Origin of the sequence: Flavobacterium fluvii (genome assembly GCF_900129545.1) — a bacterium.
In the GTDB taxonomy this organism is placed as follows: Bacteria; Bacteroidota; Bacteroidia; order Flavobacteriales; family Flavobacteriaceae; genus Flavobacterium; species Flavobacterium fluvii.
The window spans coordinates 241,539-260,733 of sequence record NZ_FQWB01000004.1; the positions used below are offsets into that span (position 1 = coordinate 241,539).

At 37.2% G+C, this 19,195-nt stretch carries 14 protein-coding genes; 5 read left to right on the forward strand and 9 right to left on the reverse strand.

What is annotated here, in order from left to right:
* Window position 1: 1 nt before the first annotated feature.
* Complete coding sequence (dapF, locus tag BUC16_RS10805; protein ID WP_073370521.1) at window positions 2–784, reverse strand: diaminopimelate epimerase; 783 nt, start codon at window positions 782–784, stop codon at window positions 2–4.
* A 302-nt stretch (window positions 785–1,086) separates the two neighbouring features.
* On the opposite strand from dapF, the gene BUC16_RS10810 reads away from it, so the two are divergent.
* Window positions 1,087–2,484 carry a Do family serine endopeptidase gene (locus tag BUC16_RS10810; protein ID WP_073370523.1) on the forward strand — a complete coding sequence of 466 codons (1,398 nt, stop codon included), beginning with the start codon at window positions 1,087–1,089 and terminating at the stop codon, window positions 2,482–2,484.
* A gap of 82 nt (window positions 2,485–2,566) precedes the next feature.
* Here the strand turns inward: BUC16_RS10810 and BUC16_RS10815 are convergent, their stop codons facing one another.
* A complete protein-coding gene (locus tag BUC16_RS10815) occupies window positions 2,567–3,025 on the reverse strand; it encodes an Lrp/AsnC family transcriptional regulator (protein ID WP_073370771.1) in 459 nt (152 codons plus the stop codon).
* Window positions 3,026–3,236: 211 nt separating this feature from the next.
* Between BUC16_RS10815 and ald the strand changes: the two genes are divergently transcribed.
* Entirely contained in the window at window positions 3,237–4,367 is a 1,131-nt protein-coding gene (ald, locus tag BUC16_RS10820; protein WP_073370524.1) for an alanine dehydrogenase, read from the forward strand.
* A 296-nt stretch (window positions 4,368–4,663) separates the two neighbouring features.
* Here ald and BUC16_RS10825 read toward each other — a convergent pair whose 3' ends face one another.
* On the reverse strand, window positions 4,664–6,073 hold the full coding sequence (locus BUC16_RS10825; RefSeq protein ID WP_073370526.1) for an APC family permease: 1,410 nt from the start codon (window positions 6,071–6,073) through the stop codon (window positions 4,664–4,666).
* A 219-nt stretch (window positions 6,074–6,292) separates the two neighbouring features.
* Here BUC16_RS10825 and BUC16_RS10830 point away from each other — a divergent pair, with 219 nt between their 5' ends.
* Complete coding sequence (locus BUC16_RS10830; RefSeq protein WP_073370527.1) at window positions 6,293–7,156, forward strand: restriction endonuclease; 864 nt, start codon at window positions 6,293–6,295, stop codon at window positions 7,154–7,156.
* Window positions 7,157–7,307: 151 nt separating this feature from the next.
* Window positions 7,308–7,697, forward strand: a complete 390-nt coding sequence (locus tag BUC16_RS10835; RefSeq protein ID WP_141226138.1) for a hypothetical protein — start codon at window positions 7,308–7,310, stop codon at window positions 7,695–7,697.
* Between the two features lie 38 nt (window positions 7,698–7,735).
* On the opposite strand, the gene BUC16_RS10840 is transcribed toward BUC16_RS10835, so the two are convergent.
* The 6 genes from BUC16_RS10840 to BUC16_RS10875 form a co-directional block, all read right to left on the reverse strand.
* Window positions 7,736–9,448 (reverse strand): C40 family peptidase, encoded by a 1,713-nt coding sequence (locus BUC16_RS10840; RefSeq protein ID WP_084546152.1) that lies wholly within the window; start codon window positions 9,446–9,448, stop codon window positions 7,736–7,738.
* A gap of 263 nt (window positions 9,449–9,711) precedes the next feature.
* Entirely contained in the window at window positions 9,712–10,029 is a 318-nt protein-coding gene (locus BUC16_RS10855; protein WP_073370530.1) for a panthothenate synthetase, read from the reverse strand.
* A 158-nt stretch (window positions 10,030–10,187) separates the two neighbouring features.
* Complete coding sequence (locus BUC16_RS10860) at window positions 10,188–12,455, reverse strand: aconitate hydratase (protein WP_073370532.1); 2,268 nt, start codon at window positions 12,453–12,455, stop codon at window positions 10,188–10,190.
* Between the two features lie 126 nt (window positions 12,456–12,581).
* Window positions 12,582–15,353 carry a bifunctional aconitate hydratase 2/2-methylisocitrate dehydratase gene (locus BUC16_RS10865; RefSeq protein WP_073370534.1) on the reverse strand — a complete coding sequence of 924 codons (2,772 nt, stop codon included), beginning with the start codon at window positions 15,351–15,353 and terminating at the stop codon, window positions 12,582–12,584.
* Between the two features lie 355 nt (window positions 15,354–15,708).
* Complete coding sequence (locus tag BUC16_RS10870; protein ID WP_073370535.1) at window positions 15,709–16,662, reverse strand: AAA family ATPase; 954 nt, start codon at window positions 16,660–16,662, stop codon at window positions 15,709–15,711.
* A 78-nt stretch (window positions 16,663–16,740) separates the two neighbouring features.
* Window positions 16,741–18,174 (reverse strand): peptidylprolyl isomerase, encoded by a 1,434-nt coding sequence (locus tag BUC16_RS10875; RefSeq protein ID WP_073370537.1) that lies wholly within the window; start codon window positions 18,172–18,174, stop codon window positions 16,741–16,743.
* A gap of 271 nt (window positions 18,175–18,445) precedes the next feature.
* Here BUC16_RS10875 and BUC16_RS10880 point away from each other — a divergent pair, with 271 nt between their 5' ends.
* Entirely contained in the window at window positions 18,446–19,186 is a 741-nt protein-coding gene (locus tag BUC16_RS10880) for a BamP family beta-assembly machinery protein (protein WP_073370538.1), read from the forward strand.
* The last annotated feature ends 9 nt before the right edge of the window (window positions 19,187–19,195 follow it).

Here is a 19,195-nt window from a genome sequence, read left to right on the forward strand (position 1 = left end):
TTTATATTTCAATCACTCCTTTAAACACAAATTTTGCCGGACCAATCAAGAAAACATTGGTAAACAAATCACTGATTTTATCAAAAGAAACGGCTAATTTTCCGCCTTCCACGTTCAAATTAATGGAAGAAGCATTGGTTTGTCCCGTGGCATTCATTGCAATGGCAACCGCCGTGGCTCCCGTTCCGCAAGCCAAAGTTTCATCCTCAACCCCTCTTTCGTAGGTGCGAAGGGAGAAAGTATCTTCATTGACTTTTTTTACAAAATTGATGTTACTTCCTTCTTTTCCATATAAAGGCCCATAACGAAGAGCAGCTCCGTTTTCTTTTACGTTATAATGTTCCAAATCTTCCACCAATTGCACGTGATGTGGCGAACCCGTATTCATAAAAGTATAATCGCTTTCTTTTTTTATATCGGCAACATCAATCATCTGCAAAGAAACGATTCCATCATTGGCAACGGTAGCGTGATGCAAACCATCGGTAGCAATAAACGTTGTTTTATCGGCAATCACGTTCAAATCTTTGGCGAAAGCCACTAAACAGCGACCACCATTACCACACATAGAACTGGTGTTTCCGTCGGAATTGTAATAGACCATTTTGAAATCGGTCTCGGTGTCGTTTTCCAACAGAATAAGTCCATCGGCACCTATTCCGAAACGTCTGTCGCACAAACGGGCAACAAGTTGTACATTTTCCTTTGGAAAAAACCCGGAGCGATTGTCAATCATTACAAAATCGTTTCCTGTTCCCTGATATTTATAGAATTCTAATTGCATTATTTATGTATTAAGAGTTACAAAAGTACAAATAGATTTCAAAATATTAGGTTAATTTCCACCGCAAAGACACGAAGGCACAAAGTTTTAATTTTAAAAAAAACTATTAATTCACTAATTCATAGAAATAAACCATCATATATCTTATTTGACTTTTTTCTTTGCGCCTTTGCTTCTTCGTGGCAAGAAAACGCAAAATATTAATGATACGTTAAAGATTGTTAACCGAGCGTTAAACTGTTTTTTTGAAATTTCAAATTTTATAATTTTACGTAGTAAATTCTTTAAATAACTATAAAACCATGAAACGATTTTCAAGCCTATTTTTAGTGTCATTGTTAAGTGGAGCCGTAACTTTAGGTTCTTACAAATTGTTATTTGACGACAATGGCTATTTTTCAAAAAACAAATCCATAACCACTTTAGCTCCCGATTCGTATGGTCGAACAGTGGGCTTATCGGCAGAAACCGTTGATTTTACCGAAGCTGCCGACAAAACCATTCACACCGTGGTTCACGTAAAAAATGTTTCCCGAACAACCGTTTCTAATCCTATTTTAGAATATTTTTATGGTTTTAGAGGAGGTCAACAGCAAGAACAAGTGGGGACAGGTTCCGGCGTAATCATTTCGGAAGACGGTTATATCGTGACCAACAACCACGTGATAAAAGATGCCTCGGAAATAGAAATCACGCTCAACAACAAGAAATCGTATCCCGCAAAACTCATCGGAACCGATTCGAAAATGGATATTGCCTTATTAAAAATAAATGCCGACGAGAAACTGCCTTACACCACCTTTGCCAATTCTGATTCGGTAAAAATTGGCGAATGGGTTTTGGCCGTTGGAAATCCCTACAACTTGACCTCGACCGTGACGGCGGGAATTATTTCGGCCAAAGCCAGAAATCTGGACACCAGCGGAATCCAGTCGTTCATCCAAACCGATGCCGCCGTAAACCCCGGAAACAGTGGTGGTGCCTTGGTCAATACCCGTGGCGAATTGATCGGAATCAACACGATGATTTCGTCTCCAACAGGCAGTTATGCCGGTTATTCCTTTGCAATTCCATCCAACAATGCCAAAAAAATTATCGATGATTTAATTGAATTTGGAAACGTGCAAAGAGGCGTTCTTGGTGTTAAAGGAGGCGAATTGAATGGAGAAGTTTCAAAAAAATTGGGAGTTAAAGATACTCAAGGTTTCTACATAGATGAAGTACAGAAAAATTCGGGTGCCGAAAAAGCCGGAATGCAAAAAGGAGACATCATCATCAAATTGGACAACCAAAATATCTCAACCTATGCCGATCTTTCGGGTTACATCAACACCAAAAGACCAAACGACAAAGTGCAAGTGACCTACATCAGGGAAGGGAAAAACAAAGTGGTTCCAGTCACTCTAAGCAAAAACGAGTTTTTCAACATGGAATTCAAAGGTTTGGAATTAGAAAATATTGATGCTGCTGACAAAAAAAGGTTCCATCTGGATGGTGGTGCAAGAATCAAATCCATTACCAATGAAAACTTGAAACAATACGAAGAAGACCTCAAAGGAAACATTATCCTGAGCATCGACAATGTCAAAATTAAAGACATCGAATCAGCTTCCAAACTTTTGAACAAAAAAGCCGAAAACCAAAGCGTTCAAATGGAAATGATCAATAAACGAGGAGAAATCATTCGAATCATAATTTAGAAACCCTCAACTAGGTTAAAAAAACAGGCCGCAGATTCGCAGATTTTTTTTAATTAATCTAGCGGAATCTGCGGCTAACTTTTTAAATAGGCAAAACAGTCGTGCTCTTTACTTCCGAAATAATAAAAAAACTGTTAATCAGGGAAACCTCGGGTAAAATCGACAACTTTTTTTGATGAAAATTGTGATAGCTTTCCATATCGGGCAAGATGATTTTGAGCATATAATCGAAACTTCCCGAAATAAAATTACATTCGACCACTTCCGGCATGTTCATGATGGATTGATTGAATCCTGCCGAAACATCGTAGGTTTGTTTGACCAACGTCACTTGACAATACACCATCAGGTTATTGCCTAATTTCTTCTTGTTCAAAATCGAAACATATTTCTCGATAATACCCTCCTTTTCCAAACGCTTCACGCGATCGTGAACCGGCGTAAGCGAAAGATTGATTTTATTGGCTATGTCCTTCAGCGTCAGATGCGCATCCACTTGAAGGAGACGCAGGATTTTTTTGTCGGTTTCGTCTAAAATCATAACAATAAACATTTAATTTGTTATATTTAAAACATTTGAAATCAGATATTTTTTCGTTTTGGAAAGACAAAAAGCTATCGATTCAGAAATATTTTATGTAAAAATACCAAATAAAACTGTTATTTTCTTAATTCAAACCCATTCAACCTAATATTTTCTTTCTATTGTAAATTTGTATATATTTTCAATACAATCACTAAACCAGACTATTATGATCATTGGAATCCCGAAAGAAATCAAAAACAACGAAAATCGTGTGGCGCTAACCCCAGCCGGAGTAGCCGAATTCAAAAAACACGGACATCGTGTATATGTGCAAAAAAGCGCAGGAGAGAACAGCGGTTTTAGCGACAAAGACTATGCCGAAGCTGGAGCCGAACTATTGCCGACCATTGAAGCCGTTTATGACATTGCCGAAATGATTATCAAGGTAAAAGAACCCATTGCCTCAGAATACCCGCTTATCAAAAAAGACCAATTACTATTTACCTATTTCCACTTTGCTTCTTCCGAGCCATTGACTTATGCGATGATGGAACGCGAAGCAGTTTGCTTGGCTTATGAAACGGTTGAAAAACCAGATCGTAGTTTGCCATTATTGGTACCAATGTCCGAAGTGGCAGGAAGAATGTCTATTCAGGAAGGAGCCAAATATCTGGAAAAACCGATGAAAGGAAAAGGAATTCTTCTTGGAGGAGTTCCCGGAGTTGCGCCAGCAAAAGTAGTCGTTTTAGGTGGCGGAATCGTTGGAACTCAAGCTGCAAAAATGGCCGCTGGATTTGGTGCCCAAGTAACCATAATGGACGTGAGTTTACCACGTTTGCGTTATTTGTCTGACGTGATGCCAGCCAATGTGACGACTCTTATGTCAAACCATTACAACATTCGCGAAGCCATTGCCCAAGCCGATTTGGTTATTGGAGCAGTTTTGATTCCTGGTGCCAAAGCGCCACATTTAATCACTCGCAACATGTTAAAACTAATGGCTCCCGGAACCGTGGTAGTTGACGTTGCCGTTGACCAAGGAGGTTGCATCGAAACTTGTTCCCCAACAACACACGAAAATCCAACTTTCATCATCGACGACATTGTTCACTATTGCGTGGCAAATATGCCGGGTGCCGTTCCTTATACTTCCACATTGGCGTTGACCAATGCCACTTTGCCTTATGCTTTGCAATTGGCCAACAAAGGATGGAAAAAAGCTTGCGCCGAGAATGAAGAATTGAAAAAAGGACTCAATGTTGCCAATGGCAAGATTGTCTATAAAGGTGTTGCCGATGCTTGGAACTTGCCTTTTGAAGATGTAGAAACCGCTTTGGAAGATCTTGTTTATGCGTAATTTCATTAGCATCAAGAATTAAGTTTCAAGACTTGATTCCTATATAAACAGAAATCCGTCAAGTTTTATAACGAGACGGATTTTTTTATTGTTTTTGGCACACTGATGACACAGATGGTGCGGATTATCACGGATTTAAATTCTATCGGCGGAAATCCGTTTCATCCGTGTTATCTGTGGCCTGTTTTTTAATTACTTAAGCAACACTATTCTTTCGTTTTAGTAAATAATTGGCACGCAGATTTACGCAGATTTTATGAGTTACAAACTGAACACTAAAAACTGAATACTGACCACTACTCTTTCGGTTTCGTCAAATAGTACACCGGAATTCCCGTCAGCATAATCAAGACGCCCCAACCGCAAGTCGAGAATTTAGTCAGCAATAAAGATATGGATACCGCCGAAGCAATAATGATGTACAAAAACGGCAAGAAAGGGTAACCAAAAGCTTTATATGGTCTTTCTGCATCCGGCATTTTCTTGCGCAGAATAAATATTCCGTAGATGGTCAAAATGTAAAATATCAATACAATGATGACCACATAATCCAACAAATCCCCATATTTTCCTGTCAAACACAAAACCGAAGCCCAGATACATTGTACCCATAAAGCCCAAGCCGGAACACTGGCATCGTTCAAAGTTGCCGCTTTTTTAAGAAACAAACCATCTTTTGCCATAGTGTAATATACTCTGGCTCCCGCCATAATCAAACCATTGTTGCAGGCAAAAGTCGAAATCATGATCATTACGGCAATAATAATCGTCCCCATATCGCCAAAAGTATGTTGCGAAGCGGCTACCGCAACCCTGTCCGAAGGAACTGTGGCTATTTCTTGAAGCGGCATCACGGCCAAATACATCAAATTGGCAAGAATATAAATGATGGTCACGATGAAAGTTCCCAAAAACAAACTCAATCCCACATTACGCTTTGGATTCTTGATTTCGCCGGCAATAAAAGTCACGCCAACCCAAGCATCACTTGAAAATAACGAACCCACCATCGCTGCAGACACACCGGCAATCAAAGCCGTTCCGCCAATTGGCATCCAAGAGCCGCCGTCCACATCAAAGGAACGAGGACTCCAAGCATCGGCCCAGTTGGCATTCCAAATTTCTGCTTTGGCAGCCAAGAGGAAACCGAAAACAATCAAACCAAACAAAGACAGAATTTTGATAATTGTCAAGATTGTTTGCATTATTTTACTGTTTTTCACCCCACGACTATTGACGTAAGTCAACAGAACAATGGTAATTATGGAAACAATTTGGGCTGCATTCAATTGGAAAGAACCTATTTCATACAAAATATTTTCATTGCTCAAAGAGGGAATGATATAAGCCGAAAATTTCGAAAACCCCACACCCACCGCGGCAATAGTTCCCGTTTGAATCACCGCAAAGAAACTCCAACCGTAGAGAAAAGCAATCAGCTTGTTGTAAGCTTCCTTGAGGTACACGTATTGTCCGCCCGCTTTGGGAAACATTGCGCTCAACTCGCCATAACTCACGGCGGCAATCATCGTGATTAATCCAGAAACAAGCCAAATCAAGGTCAGCCATCCTGCTGAACCCACCTGTCTGGCGATGTCCGAGCTTACAATAAATATCCCCGAACCTATCATCGAGCCCACCACGAGCATTGTTCCGTCCAGTAATCCGAGTTCTCTTTTAAAATGGTCTTGACTGTGGTCTTGCATATTATTTTGGTTTTGTTTTTTTGGTTGGCTAAAGATATACTTTTTTTGGAAATAGCCGAATAGTTGGTTTTAAATTAGAAAATTAGTTTGAATGGTTTGTAGTCTATTTTTTATATCTTTGAAAGACCTGCCTTAGACTAAGCTTACTCAATCAGGTAGGATTGTGTAGAGATTGTCAAACTAGTATAAAACTCAAAACAAACTGAACAAACAATAAAAATGGATAAACATTTTAAATATAAATACGACGACCTATTTAATCCGCTCATCAAAGCACTCAAGAAATTAGGAGGTTCAGGTTCTATAAGCGAAATTGAGGAAGAAGTTGCTCAAATGTTGAAGTTGAGCGAAGATGAAATAAATGAAATTCATCGTGAAAGCACGACAAAAATTGCTTATCGCCTTGCATGGGCTCGAAATTACTTAAAAAGATATGGTATACTTGACAACTCTTCACGTGGGATTTGGGCGCTTACAGAAAAAGGACAGAAAACAGAAGAAGTTGACAAAGAAAAGGTAAAAAGAACAGTAGTTAAAATAGATAAAGAAGAAAGAAATAAAAAACCTAAAAAAGAAGTTGACGAACCTCAAGTAGAAATTACTACTGAAGAAATAGAAGAGTTTGGTTGGCAAGATAAACTGATAAAAATATTACGTGAAATAAAACCTGACCAATTCGAACGACTTTGTCAAAGATTATTAAGGGAATTAGGTTTTATAAATGTTGAAGTTACTGGTCGAACAAATGACGGTGGAATTGATGGGAAAGGAATATTTAAAATTGGAAGTGTTTTATCATTTCACGTTGTATTCCAAGCCAAAAGATATCAGGGTTCCGTATCTTCTTCAACCATTCGTGATTTTCGCGGAGCAATGAGCGGAAGAGCTGATAAAGGACTAATATTAACGACAGGAAGTTTTACACGTGAAGCGAAAAAAGAAGCGGTAAGAGATGGAGCAATTCCAATCGACTTGATTGATGGAAATGAATTTTCAGAAAGATTAAAAATGCTCAACCTTGGAGTTGATGTTGAAATGGTAGAAGAAGTAAAAATAAAATCCGATTGGTTTAAAAACATATAAAACTCTTCTTCCCTCGCTAGCGCTAGCGTCCCGCTCGTGCCCACAAACAAAAGCAATTAAAACAAAGACTGATAAATAAATTGGAATGGACACGAGCGGGACGCTCGCGCTAGCAGAAGCTTTTAATAAAAAAACAATAAATAGAAAATATATGATTCTAAAAACTAACATTAAATTTATTGTCGGGCTTATTTTATTGATAAACCTTTCAACATTTGCACAAGAAAAAAAATGTTCTGATTTTAAGACTGGCAATTTCAAATACTCTAAACAAGAGTATAAAAAATATAAAGTTACAAGATATAATTCAATTCAAATTGAAACAGACACTACAACTGGAGTTAAAATGGAAGGTTCCATAAGTTGGAAATCGGATTGCGAATATGAACTCACATATACAAAAGTAAGTGAACCAAAATACGCCAAAGCAATTGGTCAGAAATTAAAAGTAGAAATAATAAAAATTACCGGAAATACAATCCTATGTAAAAGTGAAGGTGGCGGGGTAACGCTAGAAATAGAAATGATCAAAACTGATTAAAAATAATTCTCAACAGCAAAAAACTCAAAATTAAATCTTTACAACACCCGATTCACCTGAACCAAATTCTTCTGGTAATAGGATTCTTTGGTAGAAGAAATAATCACGCCACCGTGAGTTGCAGAATGGATGAATTTAATTTCGCCCTCCAGAACTTCGACCACCATTCCCACGTGGTTGATTCTCCCTCTTCCATTGGTTTTGAAAAAAATCAAATCGCCTTTTTGGGCATTTTCGGTCTCAATTTTCGAACCGTATGAAGCCATTTCTATGGATGATCTCGGCAACTTGATATCGTAACTACCAAAAGTATAACACATCAATCCGGAACAATCAAAACCTTCTGTCGTGGTTCCGCCAGAGCGATACCGTGTCCCGATATTTTCGGAAGCTTTCGAAATCAATTGATCCACAAAAGCAGCATCGTAAACTCGGTTTGTATTGCTATTCAAATCCTTGTTTTCTGGTTCATCGTTGACCTTGACAACAAGCGGTTCAACAACAGGAACAGATGTTTCCACCGCTTTAGAACTGCGAATTTTGAGTACGGAGCCAACCAGTAATTTTTTTGCAATATTGGGGTTTTGTTTTTCCAATTCGGCAACCGTGAGACCATATTGTTTGGCAATTCCGTACTTGGTTTCTTTTGGCAAAACCTCGTGGGTTGTTTCGGTTTCCGGCTTCTTGTCCTCAACAACCACTTGTGGTGCGACAGCAATGTCTTTTTCGGTTTTAATTTCTTTTTTCTCTACCTTTTTTTCCTCTACCAAACTCGAATTGGCATCCGATTTAACCGGAACAATAATCTTTTGACCCGCTTTTAAAGATTTATTTTCCAACTCTGGATTGGCTTTTTTTAAATCGGCAATCGTGATTCCATATTGTTTTGCGATGGAATAAAAAGATTCTTTTGGCAAAACTTCTCTAGTAATTCCAGATTCAGTTTTCTTGTCATCAACAACGGTTTTGGGCAAGACTGCAACCTCTTTTTCAGTTTTCACTTCTTTTTTCTCTGCTGATTTCTCTACAACCACACTCGGATTGGCATCCGCTTTTACAGGAACAACAATCTTTTGACCCACTTTCAAAGATTTGGTTTCCAATGTCGGATTGGCTTTTTGCAAATCGGCAATCGTGATTCCGTATTTTTTGGCAATGGAATACAAGGATTCTTTAGGCAAAACTTCATATTCAATTCCTTCTGTCGGAATTGCTGTTTTTTCGTCCACTTTAGGAGCAACAACTATTTCATTCTTTGGAACAGTTTTTTGGGTAACGGCTTGCTTGTTAACTTCAATTCCTTTTTCAGGCTTTTTATTTACTGCCAAATCATCTGAAGCCGTTTGTGGAATCTTGATTGTTTGTCCTGTTTTCAAACCTTCTTTTTCCAAATTCGGATTGATTTTATACAAATCATCTATAGTAACATTGTGTTGTTTTGCAATTCCGTAAAGTGTTTCTTTAGGCAATACTTCGTGTGTGTTTTCAGGAAGATTGCTTGCTGTATCTGGAGTGGAAACCGTGGAATTCTTTTTTGTTTTTGTTGGAATCAACAAAACCATCTTCGATTTTATTCCGTTTGCGGCATCTGGATTTAGTTCATAAATTGCTGCTGGTTTTACATTGTATTTCTGTGCAATTTCGCTGATTGTTTCGCCTTTGGCTACAGTATGTTGTTTGTATTTTTCTTGTGAAAAAAGACTTATGCTACTAAAAAAAACAATCAAAAAAAGGCACTGATAATACTTCATAAACGTAATTTAAATTTAAACTTTTAACGCACCATTTTTTTAATTCTCAATGCGATAGAAAACTGCAATCATCCAAAAATTGAATAATTGTTTTACTTTAACGGCAAAACCCACCAATAAAGTATAACAGAAAAACAAATTTAAGCCATAAATATAAATTTCGCAATTTTAAGACAACTCTTTACATTCAATTTAACAAATAAGAGCATAAAAAAATGCCCCGTTCACACAGGGCATTGTATCGTTATTTAAAAAATTTAGGATCAAGCATGAACACCATTCCACTTTTCGGCAAGTTTGGAGAGGTTGGCACGCTTCAAATCATCGGGAGTCATCGCAATTCTAAATTCACAATGTGCTTCAAAATTCAAGAACCAAGGTTCAGCAATCGACGGAATAGCAGAAGCATCAGGAACTTCAACCACCATAACAGCTCCTCGACTACCGTCTTGTTCGGAGAAGTAAATACTCTCCGGTTTAATATCATCAATCACCCTACCGATGATTTCACCAACAGAACCATCTCTTACCATTGAATTAAAAGGCTCAATGGGAAGAATAACGTTAACTAACATTTTCATTGCAATTGGATTTAAAATTAACACCCCTAAAATTACAAAATAACAACACCTCTTTTTAAATACAACTATTTTATTATCAACATTTTAACAAATAAAAATACTCCAAAAAAAACTCCCGAATCACTTCGGGAGTTTCTATATAAAATGCTTGAAATTAATTATGAATTAGCTTCAGCGGCAATCAAGTTTAATGCAGAACCGGCAACGAACCAACCAATTTGACTGGCATTATACGTATGGTTTGCGAGGATACTATCTTTAGAACCATCAGCGTGAACGAATTCCAATGTCAATGGTTTTCCCGGAGCAAAATCAACCAAATCCGTGAAGTTGATGGTGTCGTCTTCTTGAATTTTGTCATAATCTGTTTCGTTGGCAAAGGTAATCCCCAACATCCCTTGTTTTTTCAAATTAGTTTCGTGGATACGGGCGAAAGATTTTACCAAAACCGCTTTCACGCCCAAGAAACGAGGCTCCATTGCAGCGTGTTCACGAGAAGAACCTTCTCCGTAATTGTGGTCCCCCACAACAATAGAAGGAATTCCAGCTGCTTTGTAAGCACGTGCCACGGCAGGAACAGCGTCGTATTCTCCTGTCAATTGGTTCTTAACTTTATTGGTCGCTTGACCAAAAGCATTAACTGCTCCAATCAACATATTGTTTGAAATATTATCCAAGTGACCACGGAAACGCAACCAAGGCCCAGCCATGGAAATATGATCCGTGGTACATTTTCCAAAGGCTTTGATCAATAATTTAGCTCCTGTAATATTTTTTCCATCCCAAGCTTCGAATGGTGCCAAAAGCTGTAATCTATCCGAAGTTTCGTTAACCAAAATTTGAACACCTGAACCATCAGCTGCAGGTGCCTGGAATCCTGCATCTTCAACAGCGAATCCTTTTTTAGGTAATTCATCACCAAAAGGCGCAGTGAATCTCACTTCTTCGCCATTGTCGTTAATCAAAGTATCTGTAATTGGATTAAAATCCAAACGTCCAGAAATTGCCAATGCAGCAACCATTTCTGGTGAAGTTACAAAAGCGTGCGTATTTGGGTTACCATCGGCACGTTTAGAGAAGTTACGGTTGAAAGAGTGAACGATGGTATTTTTCTCTTGCTTGTCAGCTCCTGCTCTATCCCATTGTCCAATACAAGGTCCACAAGCATTTGTAAATACTTTAGTTCCTAATTTTTCGAAAGCAGCAATCATACCATCTCTTTCAATAGTATAACGTATTTGCTCCGACCCCGGATTGATCCCAAACTCAGCTTTAGGAGTTATTCCTAACTCTACTGCTTGATTTACTATAGAAACTGCACGAGCCATATCTTCATAAGAAGAATTAGTACAAGAACCGATTAATCCCCATTCCACTTTTATTGGCCAACCGTTTGCAGCAGCTTCAGCTTTCATTTGAGAAACCGGAGTTCCTCTGTCTGGAGTAAAAGGACCATTAATATGTGGTTCTAATTCAGAAAGGTTGATTTCAATCAATTGGTCGAAATAAGTTTCTGGATTTGCATAAACTTCTGGGTCAGCAGTTAGGTAAGAAGCTACTTTATCAGCAGCATCTACAACATCCTGACGACCCGTTGCAGAAAGATATCTTCTCATTGACTCGTCATAACCAAATGTAGAAGTGGTAGCACCAATTTCGGCTCCCATATTACAGATAGTTCCTTTTCCGGTACACGACATTGAAGTAGCTCCTTCCCCAAAATATTCAACAACAGCTCCTGTTCCTCCTTTCACGGTAAGAATATCGGCTACTTTAAGAATTACGTCTTTTGGCGCAGTCCAACCAGAAAGTTTTCCAGTCAGTTTTACACCTATTAATTTTGGAAATTTCAATTCCCAAGACATTCCCGACATTACATCTACCGCATCAGCACCACCAACACCGATAGCCAACATTCCCAATCCACCAGCATTCACGGTATGGGAATCAGTACCAATCATCAAACCACCAGGAAATGCATAGTTTTCCAAAACGATTTGGTGAATAATTCCTGAACCTGGTTTCCAGAAACCAATTCCATATTTATTAGATACTGAAGAAAGGAAATCAAAAACTTCTTTTGATTGTGTATTTGCTGCTGCTAAATCAAATTCAGCTCCATTTTTAGCCAAAATCAAGTGATCACAGTGAACCGTTGTTGGAACAGCAACTGTTTTCTTTCCAGCATGCATAAATTGCAACAAAGCCATTTGAGCCGTTGCATCTTGACAAGCTACTCTATCCGGAGCAAAATCTACATAATCCACTCCCCTTTTAAAAGTTTGGGTAGGCTGCCCTTCCCAAAGGTGAGTGTATAAAATTTTCTCTGTCAATGTAAGCGGACGACCAACCAACTCACGTGCCTTGTCCACACGAGCTGTCATATTTGCGTACACTTTTTCAATCATTCCAATATCAAATGCCATAAGATTTACATATTTAATTTGTTATTCAATTTTGAACATTACAAGGTACAAAAAAATTGAGTAGTTATAAAAAAAAGCCTGAGTTTATGGCTCAGGCTTTTGAATTATGATTGACTAATCTTGTGATTATTTAACTAGCAACTTATGTGAAGGCGCAAACTTAGTTAGGTTGATACCTTCTACCGCCGTTTTATATTCTTCAATTGTTGGAGTTCTACCAAGGATTGTTGACAAAACTACAACCGGTGTAGAAGAAAGTAAAGATTCTCCTTTTTTACCTTCTGTATCTTCAACAACTCTTCCTTGGAAAAGACGAGTAGATGTTGCCATTACCGTATCTCCTTTGGCTGCTTTTTCCTGGTTACCCATACAAAGGTTACAGCCTGGACGTTCTAGATACAGCATTTTTTCGTATGAAGTTCGTGCCGCAGCCTTAGGAACATTATCGTCGAATTCGAAACCAGAATATTTTTGTAAAATTTCCCAATCACCTTCTGCTTTTAATTCATCAACAATATTATAAGTAGGAGGAGCTACAACTAGTGGCGCTTTGAACTCTACTTTACCTTCTTGCTCATCAATATTCTTAAGCATTTGAGCAAGGATTTTCATGTCTCCTTTGTGAACCATACAAGAACCAATAAATCCAAGATCTACTTTTTTAACACCTCCATAAAAAGATAAAGGTCTGATGGTATCGTGAGTATATCTTTTAGAAACATCAGCATTATTAACATCTGGATCTGCAATCATTGGCTCAGCAATCTGATCCAAATCAACAACAACTTCAGCGTAATATTTAGCGTTAGCATCTGGTCTTAGTGCTGGTTTCTCACCTGAAATAATCTCGGCGATTCTCTTATCAGCAATAGCAATCAATCCTTTAAGAACTTGATTTTTGTTATCCATTCCCTTGTCGATCATGATCTGGATTCTACCTTTCGCCATCTCTAGAGATTCAATCAAAGTATAATCTTCAGAAATACAGATAGAAGCTTTTGCTTTCATTTCTGCTGTCCAGTCTGTAAACGTAAATGCTTGATCCGCATTAAGAGTTCCTAAGTGAACCTCAATAATTCTTCCTTGGAATACATTCTCTCCACCAAATGTTTTCAACATTTGAGCTTGTGTAGCGTGAACCACATCACGGAAATCCATATACCCTTTCATGTCTCCTTTGAAAGTTACCTTTACAGATTCTGGAATTGGCATTGAAGCTTCACCAGTAGCCAATGCAAGAGCAACAGTTCCTGAGTCGGCACCAAAAGCAACACCTTTTGACATTCTGGTATGAGAGTCACCACCGATGATGATTGCCCACTCGTTTACAGTAATATCATTAAGCACTTTATGAATTACATCAGTCATTGAGTGATAAACGCCTTTCGGGTCACGAGCCGTGATCAATCCGAAGTCGTTCATAAATTTCATCAATCTAGGAATATTTGCTTTAGATTTATTATCCCAAACTGAAGCTGTATGACAACCAGATTGGTAAGCACCGTCAACAATTGGAGAAATCACGGTAGCAGCCATAGACTCTAATTCCTGAGAAGTCATCAAACCAGTTGTATCTTGCGAACCAACAATATTTACGGTAACACGAACATCTGAACCAGCATGTAAAACTTTACCCGGAGTTGTTCCAACCGCGTTTTTATTAAATATTTTTTCTACAGCTGTAAGACCTTGCCCTTCAACAGAAACCTCTTTTGACGGAGCATATACAGGTACAATATCAATACCTAGAGTCTTTGATGCAAATGTTTGCAATTTTTTCCCAAATACAATTGCGTAAGACCCACCCGCTTTTATAAATTCAATTTTTTGGGGCGTGAATGCCTTAGAAATATCAATCAATTCTTTATCGCCGTTGTAAAGTTTTTTTGTCTTTGTGTTGATTGTAAGAACAGTACCAGTAGCAACAGAGTAAACTTCCTCTAGAATAGGGTCTCCACTTTCATTACGAACAGGGTTACCATTTTCATCTAATTTTTTTACCCAGTTTTTAAGGTCAAGACCAATACCACCAGTAACATCAACAGTTGTTAGGAAAATCGGAGAAATACCGTTTGTTCCTGCAACGATTGGAGCAATATTAATAAATGGAACATAAGGACTTGCTTGTTTTCCACTCCAAAGTGCCACGTTGTTTACACCTGACATTCTTGAAGAACCAACACCCATAGTACCTTTTTCAGCGATTAACATCACGCTCTTATCAGGATTAGCTTCTGCTAACGCTTTGATTTCAGCTTGTGCTTCAGGAGAAATCAAACATTTCCCATGCAATTCACGATCTGAGCGAGAGTGCGCCTGGTTTCCTGGAGAAAGTAAATCAGTTGAAATATCTCCTTCGCCAGCAATAAAAGTAACTACCTTAATTTCTTCTGCTATTTCAGGTAATTTAGTAAAGAACTCAGCCTTAGCATAGCTCTCTAAAATGTCTTTAGCGATTTCATTACCATTTTCGAATGCTGCCGCTAAACGATCTGTATCCGCTTCATAAAGATAAACTTGTGTTTTCAAAACTTCAGCAGCTTGTTTAGCAATAGCAACATCATTACCTAAAGCTAAATCAAGTAATACCTTTATAGAAGTTCCACCTTTCATGTGTGATAACAACTCTAAAGCAAAAGCAGGCGTGATTTCAGCAACTACTGATTGATCCAGAACGATTTCTTTTAAAAAATTAGCTTTTACTGTAGCTGCAGGAGTAGTTCCAGGAACAACATTATAAATAAAGAAGTTAAGAGAATCTGCTCTGTACTCGTTATTCAAATCTTTAATCTGTTCAATGATTTCGCTTAGCAATTCGGCACCATCAATTGGCTTCGGGTTAAGACCTTGGCCTTTTCGTTCTTCAATCTCTTGGATGTAATCTTTATAAGTATTCATAATGATGTCTTTTCAATTTTAATGGCAGATTTCCTTGATTATATTCAAAATCAAAAAAGCCACAATATTTAGTTTAGTTTATTTTTTTGTGATGCAAAATTAAAGAATTAATGATGAGAATTAAAAAGAATTTAGCAGAAGATGACAATTGAAACACTATAATTACAAATAAATGAAATTATGTGATTTTTATTGAAAAATTCTAAATATCAGAATGATTATTTACCTAATTACCACCTAAACAAAGTAAAAAAGCCAGCCTGTTTTTGACTGATTTCTGGCAATACAGCATTAAATATGTTATTTCGCGCTCATCGCAAAGAAAAATACACCCAAGAAAAACGAAAACAAATAATTAAATCAACTTATCGATAATCATTTCCTCGGTAATTCCTTCAGCGTCGGCTTTGTAGTTTTTGATGATTCTGTGACGAAGAATTCCTGTTGCCACAGCTTTCACGTCTTCGATGTCAGGAGAAAATTTTCCATTAAAAGCAGCATTGGCTTTGGCTGCCAAAATTAAATTTTGTGATGCTCTTGGTCCTGCTCCCCAATCCAAATAATTTTTCACGAATTCGTTGGACAAAGGATTGTCCGGACGTGTTTTACTAACCAAAGTAACTGCATACTCTATCACATTGTCAGCCACTGGAATCCTGCGAATCAAATGTTGGAAGTCAATTATTTCTTGAGCCGAAAACAATGGATTTATTGGATTTTTTTCGTTTGACGTAGTTCGTTTTACCACCTGAACTTCCTCTTCAAAAGAAGGATAATCTAGTTTAATGGCAAACATAAAACGATCTAATTGCGCTTCAGGCAAAGGATAAGTTCCTTCTTGCTCAATTGGATTTTGGGTTGCCAATACAAAATAAGGCAAATCTAATTTATAGTTATGACCTGCAATGGTAACCGAACGCTCCTGCATCGCTTCAAGTAAAGCTGCCTGAGTTTTAGGAGGCGTTCTGTTGATTTCGTCAGCCAGAATAATATTCGAAAAAATAGGTCCTTTTATGAATTTGAATTGACGATTTTCATCCAATATTTCACTTCCCAAAATATCCGAAGGCATTAAATCTGGAGTAAACTGGATTCTTTTAAAATCCAACCCCAGTGCTTGTGCCAAAGTGTTAACCATCAATGTTTTTGCCAACCCGGGAACTCCCACCAAAAGTGCATGTCCACCAGAGAAAATACAGAGTAGAATTTGATCTACAACCGCATCTTGACCCACGATAATTTTGGCGATTTCACTTTTTAGTTCATTCCTCTTTTGAACCAAATTATGTATTGCTGCAACGTCTGACATAAAGATTTTAGATTTTAGCCCTTCAACAAGTTCAGGGTGACGGTTAGGATTTTAAATCTGCAAACGGATTTCTCAATATTATTTTTTCAGCCAATTGTTTGTAAAAGTACAATCTCTGTATTCTCCGTTAACTTTAATATAAGTATCTTTAATTTTATCGTCAAACCATTTTCCGATGGCCTTGAATTGTTTTTCTTTCAATGCCAAATCTTTTATTTTGGTATAATCCTTCGCATAATCTGCAGTATGGTCTTCTATTCTATTCGTAACCGTGATTAACTTGTACTTTTTCTTTCCTGATTGATCTTCATCCAATATAGGCAATGAAACTTCATTTTCTTTCAAATTTGAAATCTGCCCATACAAAGTAGGCTCCATTTTTGTCAATTCAAAACGAGTGTCTTGAGTTCTTGGATTAATCAAAGCGCCACCATTTGCCCTGGTTTCTTTTTCGTCCGACATTGTTTTTGCAGCTTCGGCAAAAGTAATTTCCTTGTCTTCTATTCTTTTTCTGATCAAGGTAATTTTTTCTTTGGCCGCCTTCAAATCATCGGGAGTTACTGCTGGAATCAATAATATATGACGCAGTTCCACATCCTGGCCTTTTATCTTTTCGACATAAATAATGTGAAAACCAAAGTCTGTTTCAAAAGGCTCGGATATTTCACCCTCGGCAAGGCTAAAAGCAACCTCTTTGAACTCTTTTACGAATTGGGTTTTTCGGTTCATTTTATAAAATCCACCAGTGGCTCTGGAACCAGGATCTTGGGAATACAAAACCGCTTTAGTGGCAAAACTGGATCCACCTTCTTGAATTTCTTTTTTGAATTCTTTCAGCTTGTTGATTACTTTTTGTTTCTCGGCATCAGAAACTTTTGGAGTCACGATAATCTGGGCCACTTCCATCTCGGCACCAAAAACCGGCAATTCTGCTGCAGGGATTTTTTTGAAAAAATTACGAACCTCTTCAGGCGTTATTTCGACACCGTCAATGATTTTCTTTTGCATTTCAGAAGTCAATTTTTGTTCTTTCAAAATATCAAAGAAATAAGTTCTAAATTCTTCCTCGGAACTTTTTTTGTAGTACTTCACCACTTTCTCCATAGAACCGATTTGTTCAACCATATAGCTCAACCTTTCTTCCATCAAGGATTTCACTTCCGAGTCCGTTACCTTCAAACTGTCTTGTACGGCTTGGTGCGCATACAATTTGTCTTCCATTAATTTTCCCAACATTTGACATCTTGTAATATCTTTTATAGAACCACCTTGGCTTGAAATTTCCAAATACGATTTATCAATGTCTGAATCCAAAATAATGTAATCTCCAACTTTTGCTATTACTCCATCAATTTTTTGCTTTTGGCTCGGTTTCGTTTTAGCAATGGTATCAACTGCATCTCCCTTAATAATTTCCTGAGCTATTGCAATTCCACTTGAAAACAGTAAAAGAAAAAAAGTAAGTGCAATTTTATTATTTATGAATTTCATTCGTCTTGATTTTAAAAGCATTATTTTTTTAATATTTTATTTTAATTATATATGAAACTAAAATTAGATTCAATTTTGTATACCTGATTAATTTTGACCAAATATACGCTTTAAGAATCAAGAAAAAGCACTGTTAACAGCAACAATTTCGTTCTAAAGTTGTTGGAAAACAAAAATAACAATTCAATCAGACAATACAAGTTTCCTCACTAGTATTAACAAAACTTTATAGACATTTTTTACTACAATTTAAAATAATTCAAATAGCTTTACAATCAACTAATTCCAAAAAATGAAAGCCAACACATTTATCCCCATACTTTTATTCATTTCACAATTTGGATTTTCTCAAACCGAAAAGCCTGTAAAAGGTAAAGTTTTATGCAATGATTTACCCATTCAAGGCATTGAAGTCCTCAATTTAGTTACCGAAAAAACCACAATTACCAATGAGAAAGGAGAATTTACTATTTTGGGAAAAGCGGAAGACATGCTTGTTTTTGTTTCTGAAAAATACGATTATAAAAGGTTGCTTTTGGAAAAAGAAGACATCAACAAACCCGATCTTGTAATTAAATTGACTCGAAAACCAGAACAACTGGAGGAAGTCGTGATTACTAAAGTAGATCTTGGTCATGTGGGTTATTTTAGTCAAGAAGTAGCCGATGAAATAAAATTAGAAAAAGGAAAATATAGAAATCGGGAAATCTATGATGGAACAATTGAGAACGGGGTCGATTTTATTAGAATTGGCAAGATGATTTTAGGTTTAATTGTAAAGAAAAAAGAAAACAATAAAGAAATCGTTCCAAAAATTGAATTTAAGGAGTTGGCCACAGCCACTTGCACGCAAGATTATTTCAACAAAACATTGCAATTAAAACCAGAAGAAATAGCCCTGTTTCTAGAATTTTGTGATGCAGACACTAAATCAAAAATAATTCTAGAAGAAAAAAATCCTTTAAGCTTAATGGATTTTTTGTTTGTTAAAAATGTTGAGTTCAAAAAATTGACTAGAATCGAAAATAAATAAAAAAAGCCG